This window comes from Streptomyces sp. NPDC058373 (genome assembly GCF_042723275.1).
Classification (GTDB): Bacteria; Actinomycetota; Actinomycetes; order Streptomycetales; family Streptomycetaceae; genus Streptomyces.
In genome coordinates this window covers 183,012-199,212 of the sequence record NZ_JBHXJE010000004.1, presented here as the reverse complement: position 1 = coordinate 199,212, position 16,201 = coordinate 183,012, and the positions used below count along the sequence as shown (strand labels likewise).

At 72.6% G+C, this 16,201-nt stretch carries 17 protein-coding genes; 7 read left to right on the top strand and 10 right to left on the bottom strand.

The window, feature by feature from the left end; genetic code table 11:
- The first annotated feature begins 327 nt into the window (after positions 1–327).
- On the top strand, positions 328–1,923 hold the full coding sequence (locus tag ACFWMZ_RS04810) for a CocE/NonD family hydrolase (protein ID WP_383177499.1): 1,596 nt from the start codon (positions 328–330) through the stop codon (positions 1,921–1,923).
- 51 nt (positions 1,924–1,974) lie between these two features.
- Here the strand turns inward: ACFWMZ_RS04810 and ACFWMZ_RS04805 are convergent, their stop codons facing one another.
- From ACFWMZ_RS04805 to ACFWMZ_RS04785, 5 genes are all read right to left on the bottom strand, one after another.
- Positions 1,975–2,847 (bottom strand): amino acid ABC transporter permease, encoded by an 873-nt coding sequence (locus tag ACFWMZ_RS04805; protein ID WP_383177502.1) that lies wholly within the window; start codon positions 2,845–2,847, stop codon positions 1,975–1,977.
- Positions 2,844–3,488 carry an amino acid ABC transporter permease gene (locus tag ACFWMZ_RS04800; protein WP_383177505.1) on the bottom strand — a complete coding sequence of 215 codons (645 nt, stop codon included), beginning with the start codon at positions 3,486–3,488 and terminating at the stop codon, positions 2,844–2,846. The genes ACFWMZ_RS04805 and ACFWMZ_RS04800 overlap by 4 nt, the downstream gene beginning before the upstream one ends.
- 14 nt (positions 3,489–3,502) lie before the next feature.
- Positions 3,503–4,483 (bottom strand): glutamate ABC transporter substrate-binding protein, encoded by a 981-nt coding sequence (locus tag ACFWMZ_RS04795; protein ID WP_383199521.1) that lies wholly within the window; start codon positions 4,481–4,483, stop codon positions 3,503–3,505.
- 15 nt (positions 4,484–4,498) lie between these two features.
- Positions 4,499–5,242, bottom strand: a complete 744-nt coding sequence (locus tag ACFWMZ_RS04790; protein ID WP_383177511.1) for an amino acid ABC transporter ATP-binding protein — start codon at positions 5,240–5,242, stop codon at positions 4,499–4,501.
- A gap of 192 nt (positions 5,243–5,434) precedes the next feature.
- Positions 5,435–5,872 carry a DUF6278 family protein gene (locus tag ACFWMZ_RS04785; RefSeq protein ID WP_383177514.1) on the bottom strand — a complete coding sequence of 146 codons (438 nt, stop codon included), beginning with the start codon at positions 5,870–5,872 and terminating at the stop codon, positions 5,435–5,437.
- Between the two features lie 321 nt (positions 5,873–6,193).
- On the opposite strand from ACFWMZ_RS04785, the gene ACFWMZ_RS04780 reads away from it, so the two are divergent.
- Positions 6,194–7,978 carry an SGNH/GDSL hydrolase family protein gene (locus tag ACFWMZ_RS04780; RefSeq protein ID WP_383199519.1) on the top strand — a complete coding sequence of 595 codons (1,785 nt, stop codon included), beginning with the start codon at positions 6,194–6,196 and terminating at the stop codon, positions 7,976–7,978.
- A 3-nt stretch (positions 7,979–7,981) separates the two neighbouring features.
- Here ACFWMZ_RS04780 and ACFWMZ_RS04775 read toward each other — a convergent pair whose 3' ends face one another.
- The 4 genes from ACFWMZ_RS04775 to ACFWMZ_RS04760 form a co-directional block, all read right to left on the bottom strand.
- Entirely contained in the window at positions 7,982–8,761 is a 780-nt protein-coding gene (locus tag ACFWMZ_RS04775) for an exodeoxyribonuclease III (protein ID WP_383177520.1), read from the bottom strand.
- 35 nt (positions 8,762–8,796) lie between these two features.
- Positions 8,797–9,429, bottom strand: coding sequence for an MBL fold metallo-hydrolase (locus tag ACFWMZ_RS04770; protein ID WP_383177523.1), 633 nt, complete (start codon positions 9,427–9,429; stop codon positions 8,797–8,799).
- 79 nt (positions 9,430–9,508) lie between these two features.
- Positions 9,509–9,778, bottom strand: a complete 270-nt coding sequence (locus tag ACFWMZ_RS04765) for a hypothetical protein (RefSeq protein ID WP_383177526.1) — start codon at positions 9,776–9,778, stop codon at positions 9,509–9,511.
- A gap of 207 nt (positions 9,779–9,985) precedes the next feature.
- Positions 9,986–11,269 carry an alpha/beta fold hydrolase gene (locus ACFWMZ_RS04760; RefSeq protein ID WP_383199517.1) on the bottom strand — a complete coding sequence of 428 codons (1,284 nt, stop codon included), beginning with the start codon at positions 11,267–11,269 and terminating at the stop codon, positions 9,986–9,988.
- Here ACFWMZ_RS04760 and ACFWMZ_RS04755 point away from each other — a divergent pair.
- The 5 genes from ACFWMZ_RS04755 to ACFWMZ_RS04735 all read left to right on the top strand — a co-directional run bounded on the left by ACFWMZ_RS04755 (position 11,240) and on the right by ACFWMZ_RS04735 (position 15,477).
- Complete coding sequence (locus ACFWMZ_RS04755) at positions 11,240–11,770, top strand: FAD-linked oxidase C-terminal domain-containing protein (RefSeq protein ID WP_383199515.1); 531 nt, start codon at positions 11,240–11,242, stop codon at positions 11,768–11,770. The genes ACFWMZ_RS04760 and ACFWMZ_RS04755 overlap by 30 nt on opposite strands.
- A gap of 364 nt (positions 11,771–12,134) precedes the next feature.
- Positions 12,135–12,992: a TetR family transcriptional regulator C-terminal domain-containing protein gene (locus ACFWMZ_RS04750; RefSeq protein WP_383199513.1), complete on the top strand. Its 858-nt coding sequence runs from the start codon at positions 12,135–12,137 to the stop codon at positions 12,990–12,992.
- Between the two features lie 70 nt (positions 12,993–13,062).
- A complete protein-coding gene (locus ACFWMZ_RS04745; protein ID WP_383177537.1) occupies positions 13,063–13,956 on the top strand; it encodes a 3-keto-5-aminohexanoate cleavage protein in 894 nt (297 codons plus the stop codon).
- A gap of 28 nt (positions 13,957–13,984) precedes the next feature.
- Positions 13,985–15,001 (top strand): 3-hydroxyacyl-CoA dehydrogenase NAD-binding domain-containing protein, encoded by a 1,017-nt coding sequence (locus ACFWMZ_RS04740; protein WP_383177540.1) that lies wholly within the window; start codon positions 13,985–13,987, stop codon positions 14,999–15,001.
- Positions 14,998–15,477: a thioesterase family protein gene (locus tag ACFWMZ_RS04735; protein WP_383199511.1), complete on the top strand. Its 480-nt coding sequence runs from the start codon at positions 14,998–15,000 to the stop codon at positions 15,475–15,477. Before ACFWMZ_RS04740 ends, ACFWMZ_RS04735 begins: the two co-directional genes overlap by 4 nt.
- Before the next feature lie 268 nt (positions 15,478–15,745).
- Here the strand turns inward: ACFWMZ_RS04735 and ACFWMZ_RS04730 are convergent, their stop codons facing one another.
- Positions 15,746–16,159, bottom strand: coding sequence for a hypothetical protein (locus ACFWMZ_RS04730; RefSeq protein WP_383199509.1), 414 nt, complete (start codon positions 16,157–16,159; stop codon positions 15,746–15,748).
- Between the last annotated feature and the right edge of the window lie 42 nt (positions 16,160–16,201).

Below are 16,201 nucleotides of genomic sequence, written 5' to 3'. Positions count from 1 at the left end.
CCTTTTCCCCTGGGGAGAAGGGCCCTCTTTTCCGGTACGGGCAGGCCCGCGTCAGCGAGCCACGCGGGCGGTGAGGGCCCGTGGTCGGCCGCTGACGCCGGAAGGCTCCTCCCCGCGCCGAGCACCTTGACCGCATTGCCCCGGTCGCCCACGAGGCTCGACCCGGGCCGAGTGAGCGCGGGGCGGGGCGAAACGGTGGCGCCCCGGAGGGCGCGAGAGGGCGACCCGCAATCGTTACTCGTGCGTAACCTACCCGCCCGTTACCCCGGGTAAGTCATTCCGCTTACCGTCGGGTCACTTGTCCTGCCCGCAGCGAGGAGTGACCCCATGAGACGCCCCCGCCCCGCCCTCACCACCACCGCCGCCTGCGCACTGACGGCGGCGCTCGCCGTCGGCACGCTGTCCGCTCCCGCCCAGGCCGCCCCCGCGGCACCCGGCCGGGCCCAGGCCGGCACCTCGGGGGCGGGCATCCGCTTCGTCGACGTCACCAGCCAGGACGGCACCGTCCTCAAGGCCAACGTGGTGACGCCCTCCGAGGCCGCCGAGGGCGACCGCCACCCGGTGATCGTGCTCCCCACCAGCTGGGCCGTCCCCCAGGTCGAGTACCTGGCGCAGGCCACGCAGCTCGCCGACTCCGGCTACGTGGTGGTCAGTTACAACTCCCGTGGCTTCTGGCAGTCCGGCGGCGAGATCGAGGTGGCCGGGCCGCCGGACGTCGCCGACGCCTCCGCCGTCATCGACTGGGCCCTCGCGAACACCCCCGCCGACCCGGAGCGGGTGGGCATGGCCGGAGTCTCCTACGGGGCCGGGATCAGTCTCCTCGCCGCCGCGCACGACCCGCGGATCAAGACGGTGGCGGCGCTCAGCGGCTGGGCCGACCTCATCGACTCCATCTACAGCGGCCGCACCCAGCACCTCCAGGCCGCCCTGCTGCTCGGCGGCTCCGGCCTGCTCACCGGCCGCCCGAGCGCCGAACTGAAGGGGATCCTGGGGGACTTCATCGGCTCCAAGCTCGACAAGGAGCAGGAGATGATCGACTGGGGGAAGAAGCGCTCCCCCGTCACCCACCTCGACGCGCTCAACGCCAACGGCACCGCCGTGATGCTCGGCAACGCCTGGGGCGACAGCCTCTTCCCGCCCAACCAGTACGCCGACTTCTACGAGAAGCTGACCGGCCCCAAGCGGCTGGAGTTCCGCCCCGGCGACCACGCCACCTCCGAGGCGACCGGCCTGCTCGGCCTGCCCAACGACACCTGGGCCTCGGCCCGCCGCTGGTTCGACCACCACCTCAAGGGCGAGGACAACGGCGTCGACCGCGAGCAGCCGGTCCGCGTCAAGTCCCGCTCCACCGGCGCCTACGAGAACTATCCGGACTGGAAGTCGGTCGGCGCCGACAGCCGCAAGATCGAGCTCGGCGGCTCGCACGAGATCCGCGCCAACATCGACTCGGGCGCCAACGGCGGGCTCATCTTCCTGACCAACGCCCTCGACCAGTTGATCCGGACGCCCCCGATGGCGTCGATGCCACTGCTCCCCCGCCGGTACGCGGCCGTCTGGCAGTCCGAGCGGTACGCCACCGGGGCGGCCGTCCGCGGCACGCCCGAGCTGCACACCACGGTGACGCCGACGAAGAGCAGCGGCACCTTCGTGGCGTACCTGTACGACGTGGGGCCGCTGGGCGTCGGCAAGCTGGTCACGCACGCCCCGTACACCTTCCACGACCGCGAGCCGGGCCGGCCGTTCGCCGTGGACCTGGAGTTGTTCTCCACGGCCTACGACGTCCCGGCCGGTCACCGGCTCGCCGTCGTCGTCGACACCGTCGACCCGCTGTACATCGAGCACAACCCGTCCGGCGCGCAGCTGACCTTCTCCTCGCCTGCGGACGACCCGGGTCACGTGTCGGTCCCGGTCCGCGAGAAGTGATCTCCGGCTGCTGCCGGGCGGGCCAGGGGCGGTGCGCCCCGGGTCGGCCCGCTACCGGTCGCCCGGCAGCAGCCCTCCCGGCTCGGCCCGGGTGACGGCGGCCGCCTCGGCCTTCGGATTGCGGCGCTGCCTGCGGGACACCCACTGGGCGAACCACGAGAGCAGCATGCACATCCCGATGTAGATCGGTGAGATCACCATCACCACGGGGATGAAGGGCAAATCGTAGTCGAGGTTGGAGGCGATGAGTTTTCCGGCGTGGAGGAACTCCTCGTAGGTGATGAGGTAGCCCAGCGAGGTGTCCTTCAGCGCCACCACCAACTGGCTGATGATGGCGGGCAGCATGGCGCGCAGCGCCTGCGGGGCGAGGACGTGGACCATGACCTGGGTCTTGCGCATGCCGAGCGCGTAGGCGGCCTCGCGCTGGCCCTTGTCGACGGAGTTGACGCCGGAGCGGAAGACCTCGGCGAGGACCGAGCCGTTGTAGAGGGTCAGGCCGGTCACCAGCGCGGGCAGCGCCTGGACCTGCAGCGCCACGAAGACGAAGAAGATCATCACCAGCACCGGCATGGCGCGGAAGAACTCCACGATCACCGTCGCCACCCAGCGCACCGGCCGGTGTTCGGAGAGCCGCCCCACGGCGAGGACGCCGCCGAGGACGAGGGAGAGCACCGAGGCGTACGCGAACGCCTTGAGGGTGTTGCCCAGGCCGCGCAGCAGCAGCTCCTGGATGCCGGTGTAGGCGAAGGGGCGCCACTTGGCGGTGGTGAACTGGTCGGTGTCGAAGAGCAGATACAGCACCCAGCCGATGATCACGAGGATCACCAGGGCGGAGAGGATCCCGTAGAGCCGGTGGCGCTTGCGGGCCTTGGGGCCGGGGATGTCGTAGAGGGCCGAGGGTTCCTGCTCGTACTTGGCGGTCATCGGGCGACTCCCCAGCGCTTCTCCATGAGGTTGAAAAGGGCGCTGATGGTGAGGGTGATGATGAGGTAGCCGAGCGCGATCCAGACGAAGGTCCAGATGATGTTGTAGCCGAGCTCGCTGAGGGTGCGGTAGGTGCCGAGGAGTTCGGTGACGCTGAAGGCCCCGGCGATGGCGGAGTTCTTGGCGAGGGCGATCAGGGTCGAGCCGACCGGCGCGATCACCGACCGGAAGGCCTGCGGCAGCACCACCGTGGAGAGGGTCTGGCCGAAGCTCATGCCGAGGCTGCGGGCGGCCTCGCCCTGGCCGCGCGGCACGGTGTTGATGCCCGAGCGGAGCGCCTCGCAGATGAACGCCGAGGTGTAGCAGCCCAGCGCCAGCACGGCGAAGAGCTGGAAGGACAGGGCGAGGCCGAACCGCGGCAGGCCGAGCAGGACGGCGAAGAACAGCAGGGTGAGCGGCGTGTTGCGGAGCACCGTCACCCAGGCCGTGCCGAAGAGGCGCAGCGAGCCGATCGGCGCCACCCGGAAGGAGGCCATCAGGAAGCCGAGGGCGAGCGCCAGCAGCGAGGCGTAGACGGTGAGTTCGACGGTGCCGAGGAACCCTTTGCCGTAGGTGGAGAAGTTGTCGGTCAGGACGTTCATGGCGTCTCCCCTCCTCAGCCGGCCGAGTAGCGGTCGATGGCGGGCGGGGAGGGCGCGGGGACGCCGGAGAGGCCGAGCGTCGCGTCGTACGCCGCCTTCCAGTAGCCGTTGCGCTCGCCGTCCTCCAGGGCGTCGTCGACGGCGAGGCGCAGCGCGTTGTCGGCGCGCAGCACGCCGATGCCGTACGGCTCCTCGGAGAAGGGCTTGCCGACGACCTTCAGCTCGTCGGGGACCTTGGCGGCGTAACCGAGGAGGATGGCGTCGTCGGTGGTGACCGCGTCGACCTGGTAGGTCAGCAGGTTGTCCACGCAGATCGAGTAGGTGTCATAGGAGACGAGCACGGCCTTCGGGTACTCCTCCTGCATCCGCTGGTACGGCGTGGAGCCGGCGGCGGAGCAGACGCGCTTGCCGTCGAGGTCCTGGGGGCCCTTGATGTCCTCCTCGTCGCTGCGGACCAGCAGGCCCTGCCCGGCGACGTAGTAGGGGCCGGCGAACCCGACGAGGCGCTTGCGGTTGTCGTTGATGGTGTAGGTGCCCACGTAGTAGTCGATCTGGCCGTTCTGGAGGGCCGTCTCGCGGTTGGCGGAGGCGATGGTGGTGAAGCGGATCCGGTTCTCGGGGAAGCCGAGGTACGCGCCGACCATCTTGGCGATCTCGATGTCGAAGCCGGTGTAGCCGCCGCCCGCGGGGTCCTTCTCCCCCAGGTACGGCTGGTCCTCCTTGGCGCCGACGACGAGGGTGCCCCGGGACTCGGCACGCCGCCAGGTCGGCGACTCGGGGAGGCTGAAGCCGGTGTCCACGCGGTAGTCGGGGAGCTGGTCGGCGCGGGGGCCCTTCACCGGCGGGCTGCCCTCCTTGCCGCAGGCGGCCACCAGGGCGAGGACGACGAGGAGCGTCAGGGCCAGCAGGCGGGTGGCGCGGCCGGGGCGGGGAAGGGGGCGGCGGGAGGCGGCCTCTCGGGCCGGAGCGTGGCGGTGGGTCAGGTTCGGGTTCATCGCGGCGTCACCCCCTCAGTGCTTGAGGATCTTGGAGAGGAAGTCCTTGGCCCGGGCGCTCTCCGGGTTGCTGAAGAAGTCCTCGGGGGTGCGGTCCTCGACGATGCGTCCACCGTCCATGAAGACGACCCGGTTGGCGGCGGAGCGGGCGAACCCCATCTCGTGGGTGACGACCACCATGGTCATCCCCTCCCGGGCCAACTGCTGCATCACTTCCAGCACTTCGGTGATCATCTCGGGGTCGAGCGCGGAGGTGGGCTCGTCGAAGAGGAGCGCCTTGGGGTCCATGGCGAGGGCCCGGGCGATCGCCACGCGCTGCTGCTGGCCGCCGGAGAGCTGCGCGGGGAGCTTGTCGGCATGGTCGGAGAGGCCGACCCGCTCCAGGAGTTCGCGCGAGCGCCGGTCGGCGTCGGGCCGTTTGCGGGAGCGGACCTTCATCTGGGCCAGCGAGACGTTCTGGAGCACCGTCTTGTGCGCGAAGAGGTTGAACGCCTGGAAGACCATGCCGACCTCGGCGCGGAGCCCGGCGAGCGCCTTCCCCTCCTCCGGCAGCGGCTGCCCGTCGAGCTTGATGGTGCCGGACTGGATGGTCTCCAGCCGGTTGACGGTGCGGCAGAGGGTGGACTTTCCCGACCCGGAGGGGCCGATGACGACGACGACCTCTCCCCGGCCGACGGTGAGGTTGATGTCCTTCAGGACGTGCAGGTCGCCGTAGTACTTGTTCACGTCGTGCAACTCGATCAACGGATCGACAGCCATGCCCAGCTCTACCCACTTCCAGCGGTGTCGGTCCGCGCAAACTATCCAGCGCCCCTCAGGGCCGGACAAACGACACGCACAGGGCGGGATTAACCGTATTTGCCCATCCTCGGACCGCCGGCGGCGGGTGCCGCGGGCCGCGCCGGGCCTGCCGGACGGGCTCGCCCGGGCCACCGGCCGGGGGCAGGGCGGTCAGCCCTCGGAGAACTCCGCGTACATCTGGGAGAGCTCGGGCGCGCCGTGCACCGCCCATTCGACGCCCGCCTCGACGACGTGCAGTTCGCGGCCGGAGGGCAGCCGGACCACGACGCGCCCGCCGGGCCAGACGTGCCAGCGCGCACCGGGCACGGTCCGCACCACGACGGTGCCCAGATAGAGCCCGGCGTCGTTGCCGAGCCAGGGCAGCACCTCGGGGTCGTCGCGCCAGCGCGGCAGCAACTGGTCCAGGGCGGTCAGCGAGGCCGGGGTGTCGTCCAGCTCCAGCCCGGCCAGGTACGCGTGCGAGCGCAGCAGCTCGCACTCGGCGAAGAGCTCGGCGGCGGCGTCCGGGTGATCCTCGAAGACGGTGGCGGCCCCGCGCCCCGGTCCGCTCTGCCGCTCGCGCCACTTGTCCAGGAAGGGGATGTGCATGGCATCCAGCGTGGCACCGCCGGGCGTCCGGGGGCCACAGGCGCGCGGCCGGAAGACGGACATGGCCTGTTCGGCGCTTGTTCACGCCCCGTCACCCGGGGCGCCGTTGACGCCTTCTGACGGCGCTTCCTACCGTGGCACGGACCTTCTTCCACCCGCCGGGTCGCGCCGTGCCCCGGCCCGACGCACCGAACACCTCCCGCACCACGGGACCGGCGCCGCCGACCGGCACCATCGAGTCGGCGGCGGTCCTCGCGACGTACGGGCGTCCGGGCCGCCGGACACCCCCTGGACGACCGACGACCGAAGAAGGGGGCGCGTGTGCGCCGACAACTGTGGGGGCCCGCCCTCGTCCTGGCCCTGGTCACCAGCGCCGCCTCGCTGACCTCGGCGGGCGCGGCCGAGGAGCGGGAGCCGCGGCCGCTGCGCGAGCTGTACGACAACCGGGCGGTCAGCGAGGACGGCCGGCCGGGCGCCGCCGACTTCGACGGGCAGGGCCGCTCGCTGCCGGCCGCCGCGCTGCGCGCCGCCGGGTGGCGGATCGGCGCCCGCCCCACGGTGGAGGGCACCCGGCTCGACTGGCCGGTCTCCAGACCCGGCAGACCGGACAACGTGCGCGCCGACGGCCAGCGGGTGGCGGTGGAGGGCCGCGGCGACGCGCTCACCTTCCTCGTCGCCGGGACGGGCGGGGAGGCGACCGGCATCGGCACCGTGCACTACCGCGACGGCGGCCACAGCCGCTACCGGCTGACCGCCCCCGACTGGCGCACCGGCCCGCTCGCCACCAAGGCCCTCACCCTGCCGTACCTCAACACCCGCGAGGGCGCTGTCGAGGACCGCCCCCGGCTGTACGTGGTCACCGTGCCCCTGGACGCTCGCCGCACCGTGGAGTCGGTACGGCTGCCGCACGTACGGGGGCTGGGCCGGTCCCTGCACGTCTTCGACCTCCGGGTCCGCCCGGCGGCGGAGGGCTGGACGGGGAGCTGGTCGGCGTCGACGGCGGGTCTGCCGGAGGTCGGCCCGTGGCGCGACCAGACGCTGCGGCTGGTCGTCCACCCGACCAAGGCCGGGCCGACGGTGCGGGTCCGGTTCTCCAACACCTTCGCGGCGGCACCGGTCCACGTCGGCAGCGCCACCGTGGCGGTCCGCGCGGAGGGCGCCGCGCCCCGGTCCGAGCCGGTGCCGCTGACCTTCGGTGGGCAGGGCCCCACCGTGCTGCCGGCCGGGGCGGAGGCGGTCAGCGACCCGCTCGACTTCACCGTGGAGGAGGGCGAGGACCTGCTGGTCAGCCTCCACCTGCCGGGTTCGGTGCCGTCCGTGCCGCTGCACGACAAGGCGGTGCAGACGTCGTACCTGAGCACCCGGGGCGACCACGCCGCCGACGCCGACGGCGCCGCGTACACCGGGACGGTCGCCACCTGGCCGCTGCTCACCGGCGTCGACGTGAGCGGCGGGCCCGGCTCCGTGGTGGTGCTCGGGGACTCCATCACCGAGGGGGTCGGCACCCCGGAGGGCAGCAACAAGCGATGGACCGACGCGCTCGCCCGGCGGCTGCGCGAGCAGGACCGGGTGCCGCGCTACGGCGTGCTCAACCAGGGGATCTCCGCCAACCGCGTCCTCAGCGACCGCTACCCGGGCGACGGCGTCTCCAACGACACCGGCGGCGTCAGCGCCCTCAACCGCCTGGACCGGGACCTGCTGGCCCAGACCTCCGCGCGGACCGTGGTCCTCTTCGAGGGCATAAACGACGTGCGCTGGGGCGCGAGCGCCGACGAGGTGGTGACGGGCCTGCGGGAGCTGGCCGACCGGGCCCGGTCCCGGGGCGTACGGGTCGTGGTGGCGACCCTCGCGCCGTGCGAGGGCGAGTCACGGTGCACCGCCGCCGTCGACGCCGAGCGGACCGAGGTCAACCGGGCGCTCCGCGCCGACCGCGGGTCCTTCGACGCGGTGCTCGACTTCGACCGGGTCCTGCGCGACCCCGACCGCCCGGCGCGGATGCTGTCCGCCTACGACAGCGGCGACCACCTGCACCCGAGCGAGGCGGGGCTGCAGGCGCTGGCCGACGCCGTCGACCTGACCGTCCTCGACGGGCGCCCGCGGGGGTGAGCCTCAGACGGTGAGGTCCACGACGACCGGGGCGTGGTCGGAGGCGCCCTTGCCCTTGCGCTCCTCACGGTCCACATAGGCGTCGGAGACGGCGCCGGCGAACGGGGCGTTGCCGTAGACGAGGTCGATGCGCATGCCGCGGTTCTTGGGGAAGCCGAGCTGGCGGTAGTCCCAGTAGGTGAAGGGCTGGTCGTACTTGAGGGGGCGCGGGACCACGTCGCTCAGCCCCGTGGCGCGCAGGGCGGCGAGGGCCTCGCGCTCCTCGGGGGTGACGTGGGTGGCGCCGATGAAGGCGGTGGGGTCCCAGACGTCGGAGTCCTGGGGGGCGATGTTGTAGTCGCCGAGGACGGCGAAGGGGCGCGTCCCCGCCGCGTCGTCTGCGACGGCGTCCCGCAGGGCCTTGAGCCATTGGAGCTTGTAGGCGAAGTGCGGGTGGCCGACCTCGCGGCCGTTCGGCACGTAGACCGACCAGAGGCGGACCGGGCCGCAGGTCGCGGAGATCGCCCGGGGCTCCTCCACGCCGTCGTAGTCGGGGCCGCCGGGCAGGCCGCCGACCACGTCGGCCAGGCCCACCCGGGAGACGATGGCCACGCCGCTCCACCGGCCGGTGGAGCGGACCGCGCTCTCGTAGCCGAGATCGGCGAGGGCGTCGGCGGGGAAGGCCTCCTCGGTGGTCTTGGTCTCCTGGATGCACAGCACGTCCGTGCCGCTGCTCTCGAGCCAGGCCAGCAGCCTCGGGAGGCGCGCGGTGATCGAATTGACGTTCCAGGTGGCGATGCGCATGCCTGACAACCTAACCGACCCCGCCGACATCGCCCTCAGACCTCGGTGAACGTGCCGGGGCCGAGGTGGTGGTGGTCGGTGCCGGCCAGCGCGCCGATCTGCCGCCCGTAGACCGGCAGGGCGAGGTCGGTGAGGAGGGCGTCGTGGATGTCGTAGGCGCGGGTGGGGCGGACCTCGCGGACGTAGTCGACCACCTCGGAGAGCTTGTTCCAGGGGGCCATCACCGGCAGCAGCAGGGTCTCGACGGGCCGCTCGGGGACGGTCAGCGCGTCCCCGGGGTGGAAGACCTCGCCGTCGACCAGGTAGCCGACGTTGGTGATGCGCGGGATGTCCGGGTGGATGACGGCGTGCAGCTCGCCGTGGACCTCGACGTCGAACCCGGCGGCTGTGAAGGTGTCGCCGTGGCCGACGGTGTGGACCCGGCCGGGGAAGGCCGCCGCCATGGTCTCCGCCACCGAGGCGAGCGTCCAGAGCTGGGCGGCCGGGTTGGCCTCCAGGGCGGCGCGCAGGTGGCCCTCGTCGAAGTGGTCGGGGTGCTCGTGGGTGACCAGCAGGGCGTCCGCGCCGAGGGCGGCGTCGGGCTCGGTGAAGTTGCCCGGGTCGATGACGAGCGTGCCCGACTCCTTCTCGAGGCGGACGCAGGAATGGCGCTTCTTGATGAACCTCATGGTTCCATCGTGCTCCCCCCTGGCGCGGCCGCCACTCCCCCGCCCCCCTCCACGCCGGATCAGCCGCCCAGGTCGGGGCTCAGCGGGCGTTCCCCGGCGCCGCCCCGGCCGTGAAGAGCGGCATCAGCACCTCGTCCACGAGTGCCTCCACCTCGGCCCGCGAGACGGTGCCGTGCTCCATGTTGGGCCGCGATGACCAGGCGGGGCGCGGTCGCGGCCGTACGGGGCCGAGTGCCCCGGGGCCCGCCTCGCCGCGGTCGACGGCGGCCCGCGGGAAGCCGAGCAGGATCTCCTTGTGGGGCAGGACGGCCTTCGCGCCGTCCCGGCGGGCGGGGGCCGACGCGGTCACGCACGTCCCGCTCGCGGCGCCGTGGCCCCGGTCCTGCGGGCCGACCTGGTCCTGGTCGACGGCGACCCGCTGGCCGACATCACGGCGACGACACGGGTCCGGGCCGTCTGGTGCGGGGGTGTGCGGCGCGGGGGCCTGTGACGCGCGGGCGCGTGCAGGGGCCGTACGGGGGCGGCCCCTGCACGCGCCCGGGCCGACCCGCCCCCCTTACTCCTGCGGCGTCGTCTCCTCCGCGACCACCGCGCGAGCCACACGGAACGCCTCCTCGGCCGCCGGGACCCCGCAGTAGACGGCGGCCTGGAGCAGAACCTCCCGCAGCTCCACCACGGTGAGGCCGTTGCGCAGGGCCGCCCGTACCTGTGCGGGCAGTTCGGCCGTGTGCCCGGAGGCGATCAACGCGGTCAGCGCGACGCAGGAGCGGGTACGGCGGTCCAGCCCGGGCCTGCTCCAGATCTCGCCCCACGCGTACCGGGTGAGGAAGTCCTGGAACTCGCCCGAGAAGGCGTCGGCCTCGGCCAGTTCACGATCGACGTGGGCGTCGCCCAGCACCTCGCGCCGCACCTTGATGCCGGACTCGTAGGGGTCGGGCCGTACGGCGGCGTCCGGGTCGGTCCAGGGGGCGATCTCGGCGACCGGCCCGGTGGGCTGCGGCGGCAGGGGCACCGGCGCGGGGACCGGCGGCAGGTTCTGCCCGGCCGTCTCCGGGGCGGAGCTCCAGGGCGCGGAGAAGTGCCGTACCAGCAGGTCGGTGACGGCGGCGGGCTGCTCGACCGGTGCGAGATGCGAGGCGCCGGGGACCACCGCGAGGCGTGCGTCGGGTATCCCGGCGACCAGGGTGCGCGCCTCGGCGGGCCCGGTGACCTGGTCCTCGGAGCCGACCAGGACGAGGGTCGGCACGCCGATCCTGCCCAGTTCGGGGCGGATGTCGAAGGCGGCCAGCGCCTCGCAGGCGGCGATGTAGCAGCCGGGGTCGGTGGTGCGCACCATCTGCACCGCCCACTCCGTGATGGCGGGCTGCGCCCCGGCGAACCCGGGCGTGAACCACCGCTCCGGCGCCGCCCGCGCCATCGGGTCCAGACCGTGCGAGCGGACCACCACACCGCGCTGGCGGAACTCGTCCGCGGTGCCGAACCGCGGCGAGGCGGCGATGAGCGCCAGCGAGGCGACCCGTCCGGGATGGCGCAGCGCCAGCTCCGCCCCGACGGCCCCGCCGAGCGCACACCCGGCGAACCCGAACCGCTGGACCCCTGCGCCGTCCAGCGCGGCCAGCACCCGGTCGGCCAGATCGGCGACGGAGCCGGCCGGATGGGCCGGCGCCCCGCCGTGCCCGGGCAGGTCGAACCGGAACACCCGCCAGGTACGGGCCAGTTCGGGCACCTGCCGGTCCCACATGTGCCATGTGGTACCCAGTGAGGGACCCAGGACCAGGACCGGGGCGTCCTCCGGCCCGTCAAAGCGGTATTGAAGGGTGTTCGACGGTGTCTCACTCACGCCCCAGACCCTCTCACGTCTCACCAAATCTCACACAGCCGGGGGAATCACCTGCGCATGCCCTACCTGCGCGACGGTCTGGCTCGCACGGGGACCGTCGTCGAGACCTTCGAGACCGCCGCCACCTGGGACACGACTCCTGCCCTGATCGACGCCGTCCGCCGCGAGGTCGGCGCCGCCGCCTCGAAGGGCACAGGCCACCCGGCCACCGTCAACTGCCGCCTCACCCGCGTCCACCCCGACGGCGCCGCCCCCTACTTCACCGTGGCCGTCGCCGGCCGGCCCGGCGACGAGGCCGAGGTCTGGGACGAGAGCAAAGCCGCCGCGACCGGCGTCCTGCACCGCCACCGCGCCACCATCACCCACCACCTCGCCGTCGGACGCGACCACCGCCCCGGCTACGACCTCCAGCGCCCGGAGCCCTTCGCGCCGGCGCTGCACGCGGCCCAGGGCGCCCTGGACCCCCGCCGCATCCTCAATCCCGGCGTTCTGCTCGACTGACAAGACGGCGGCGACCAGCGCGGGCGGCGGGAACTGCCGCGACGGCTTTCCCCCACCGCGCTCTCCGACAGCGGGTCACGGGCCGGCAATGGCCTGCGGAGCAAGGCGGAGCAAGGCGGAGCAAGGCCCTCTGGGACGCTGCCGAACCAGCCAGGCGAAGCAGGGGACTGTCCAGGCCGACGCCTGCCTCATCTCGCTCGCCGCCCGAGCCGCCCATCGAACGCTGTCAGCAGGCCGACTTCGGGGTAGCTGGACGTTGCGCTTCTGACTGACACATCAGTCAGGGCCTCAATCAGGCTTTTTACCAGTACCTTCTTCTCCATTGATGTTGAGTTTTCCGCAACATGCACCTACGGTCTTGCCTGTGGAAACCGACGACGTCCTCGCCAGCGCACCGCCCGCCGACGCCGCCGCCCGCGTCCGCGAGGTCATCGCGGACGCGGGCGTCAGCCAGCGCGAGTTCGCGCGCCGTGTCGTCATGGATCCGTCGAAGCTCTCACGTTCGCTGAGCGGCGCCCGCCGCTTCACGGTCGCGGAGCTGGCGCGGATCGCGGACGAGGGCCGGGTCGACGCGGGCTGGCTGCTCGGCACCCGACCCCACGAGAGGGAAACGGCGCCGGCCGCCGGCGTCGGGGGCGGGCGACCGCTGCAGATCGTCCGCGAGACGGTCCGGCTGATCGCGGAGCACGGCTTCCACGCGGTGCGGGTCGCCGACATCGCCCGCGCCTGCGCCACCAGCAGCGCCGCGATCCACTACCACTTCCCGGGCCGTGCCGAGCTCCTGGAGGCAGCCGTTCGCTGGTGCATGGACGAGGACACCGCACGCCGCGCCGCCTGCCTCGCCGAGGCGGACGACGCGGCGGCGGAGCTGCGCCAGCTCGTCTCGCTGCAGACGCCGCGCACCGCGCAGCAGCGCCGCCAGTGGGCGGTGTGGCTCGACCTGTGGGCCGAGGCCGCGCGCTCGACGGCGGTGGGCCGGCTCCACTCCGAGTACTACCGGCAGTGGCGGGAGACCGTCACCGACGTCGTACGCCGAGGGGTCGAACAGGGTGTGTTCCGCGCCGGGGTCGATCCGCAGGCGGCGGCGCTGACGCTGACCGCTCTGATCGACGGCCTGGCGACACACGTCCTCTCGGTGAGCGGGCCGTCGTCCGCCACGGCCGCGGACACGATGCACGCGACCCTGACCACCCACATCACCCACACGATCCTGGCTCCGTGACCCAGAGGCCACGGACGCCCACCCCCTGCCCCGCCATCGCCGGAGCGGCAAGATTTCGGGAGGCCCCCGCATGCCCATGACCGAGAACGTCATCGTCACCTGCGCACTCACAGGCGCCGGCGACACCGTCCGCAAGAGCCCCCACGTCCCCATCACCCCGGAGCAGATCGCCAGGAACGCCGTGGAGGCCGCCGCCGCCGGAGCGGCCGTCGTCCACATCCACGTACGTGATCCGGAGACCGGCGACCCGTCCCGCGACCCGAAGCTGTACCGGGAGGTCGTCGAGCGCGTCAAGGAGACCGGTACCGACGTCGTCATCAACCTCACCGCCGGCATGGGCGGCGATCTGGTCATCGATCCGGACGACCCGCTCACCCACCTCCCCGGCACCGACCTCGTCAGCGGTCTGGAACGCCTTCCGCACGTCGAGGAGCTGCTTCCCGACATCTGCACGCTGGACTGCGGCTCGCTCAACTTCGGCGACGGCTCGAACCTCTACGTCTCGACGCCCGACATGCTGCGCGCGGGCGCGCGGCGCATCCAGGAGCTGGGCGTGCGGCCCGAGCTGGAGATCTTCGACACGGGTCAGCTCTGGTTCGCCAAGCAGTTGCTCGCGGAGGGGCTGCTCGACGACCCGACCGTCTTCCAGCTGTGCATGGGCGTCCCGTGGGGCGCGCCGGCGGACCCTGGAGTGCTCCAGTCGATGGTCAACATGCTGCCGGACGGTGCGCGTTGGGCGAGCTTCGCGCTCGGCCGGATGCAGATGCCGTGGGTCGCGCAGTCGATCCTGCTCGGCGGGCACGTCCGCGTGGGCCTGGAGGACAACCTGTACCTCGGCAAGGGCAACAAGGCGACCAACGCTCAGCTCGTCGAGCGGGCCGTGACCCTCACCGAGTCGATGGGCGCACGCGTCGCGACACCGGACGAGGCCCGCGCCACTCTCGGCCTCAAGCCGCGCAAGTAGACCGCCGCGACGACGAAGGATCCCTCTCATGACCTCACCCGAGACGACCTCGCCCGAGACGACCTCTCCGAAGGCGGCGTCACCGGAGATCACCTCACCGGAGAACGTCCGCCGCGTCGCCTGCGTCGGCGCCGGAGTCATCGGCGGCGGCTGGGTCGCCCACTTTCTGGCGCGCGGCTACGACGTGACCGCCTGGGACCCCGCGCCCGGCGCCGGGCAGAAGCTGCGCCGCCTGGTCGACGCGGCGTGGCCGGCGCTCACCTTGCTCGGCCTCGCCGAGGGCGCGTCGGCCGACCGGCTCACCGTGACCGACACCCTCGAACAGGCCGTGGGCAACGCAGAGTTCGTCCAGGAGAGCGCGCCAGAGAAGCTCGATCTCAAGCGCGACCTGCTGGCCCGTCTGGACGCGGCGACGCCGCCCGGCGTCGTCATCGCCTCCTCTACTTCCGGCTACCCGATGACCGACATGCAGACCACGGCCGCGGATCCCTCGCGCCTGGTCGTCGGCCACCCGTTCAACCCGCCCTATCTCATCCCGCTCGTCGAGGTCGTCGGCGGCGAGCGCACCGCCGCGGCGGCGGTCGCCTGGGCCTCCCGCTTCTACGAGGTCGCGGGCAAGTCCGTCATCACGATGGACAACGAGGTACCCGGCTTCATCGCGAACCGCCTCCAGGAGGCGCTGTGGCGCGAGGCGCTGCACATGGTCGCCAACGGCGAGGCGACGGTCCGGGACATCGACCTGTCGATCACCGAGGGCCCCGGGCTGCGCTGGGCGGTGATGGGGCCGATGCTGACGTTCGCGCTCGCGGGCGGCGAGGGTGGCATGGCGCACATGCTGGACCACTTCGGTCCGTCCTTGAAGTCGCCGTGGACGCGCCTCGAAGCGCCGGACCTGGACAAGGAGTTGTACGACGCCGTGGTGGCGGGCTGCGACGAGGCGGCGGAGGGCCGCTCCATCGCGGACCTGGTGGCCGAACGGGACCAGGGTGTCATCGAAGTGCTGCGCGCCACCGGCCGTCTGGGCCGCGAGGAGGAAGCCCGATGACGAAGCTCCCCCTGTTCCACAGCACGGTCCGCCCGGAGTGGATCGACTACAACGGCCATATGAGCGAGGCCTTCTACGTCCTCGTCTTCGGCCACGCCACGGACGCGCTGATGATCGAGACGGGCCTGGACTCCGGCTACCGCGAGTCCACGGGCTGCTCCCTCTACACGGTCGAATCACACGTCCGCTTCCTCCAGGACGTGCCCGAAGGAGCCCACCTGGCCCTCCGTACACGCGTGTTGGGAGCGGCGGCGCGCAAGGCGCGGTTCGTGCACGAGATGTACGTGGTGTCCGAACCGGAGTCGGAGCCGGCGCGCGACGCGGCCCCGGTGGCGACGACGGAGCTGCTCGCGGTCCACGTCGACCAGGAGGCGGGCCGGGCCGCCGAGTTCCCGGAGGCGGTCCGGCGCCGCTTCACGGAGCTCACCGAACCGGCACCGGAGTGGGCGGGCCGCTCCATCGCCGCCGTGGCCTGACGCACACAGGGGCCCGAGCCTGACGGCACCTTCTGGGACCACGTCGACGGGCGGCGGGACGAGCACGCCCGGCCGGCTGTGACCGTGTGGGGGGGGCTGACGTGGGTGGACCCTCGCGAGGAGCGGCCGTGGTCGAAGGACCGGTCCCTCTTGACAGGCCGCGCTGACGCGGGGCGGTCCGGCAGGTGGGGGCCTGCCGGGCCGCCCGGTCCGGCGGAAGGACGACATGGACGTATGAAGCCGAGCCGGCTCGCCGCCTCGGCGGGGCTCACGGGGTCACGTACGTCCCGCACTTGATGGCGACCCAGGCGCGCGCGCCTTTGTGCTTCACCGGCAGCCAGCTGCTGTACGACGTGCCTCCCGACTGGCAGGTGTAGCTCCCGCCCGACGTGGTGCCACCGCAGTTGTCGAGCCAGCAGGGGACGGAGTCGTGACCGCCGCTGCCCGGGCAGTTGCCGTTGCGGTTGTACAGCGTGCGCAGGACAGAGGAGGAGGACTTCGTCCCGGAGCGCACGTTGAGCTTGCAGTGCACCATGGTCGGGGCGGCGTACCCACTGGCGGCCGCGGCGGCCCTGGGGGCCGGTGCCGACGGGGCGGCGGGGGCCGCGGTGGCCGTACCGGCGGCACCCGCCAGGGCCAGCAGGACAGCGGTGAAGAGAGACAGCAGACGGGCGAGGCGCACGGCCCAGTCCTTTCGGAGCGTGACGTCTCCTCCTTCACAAGG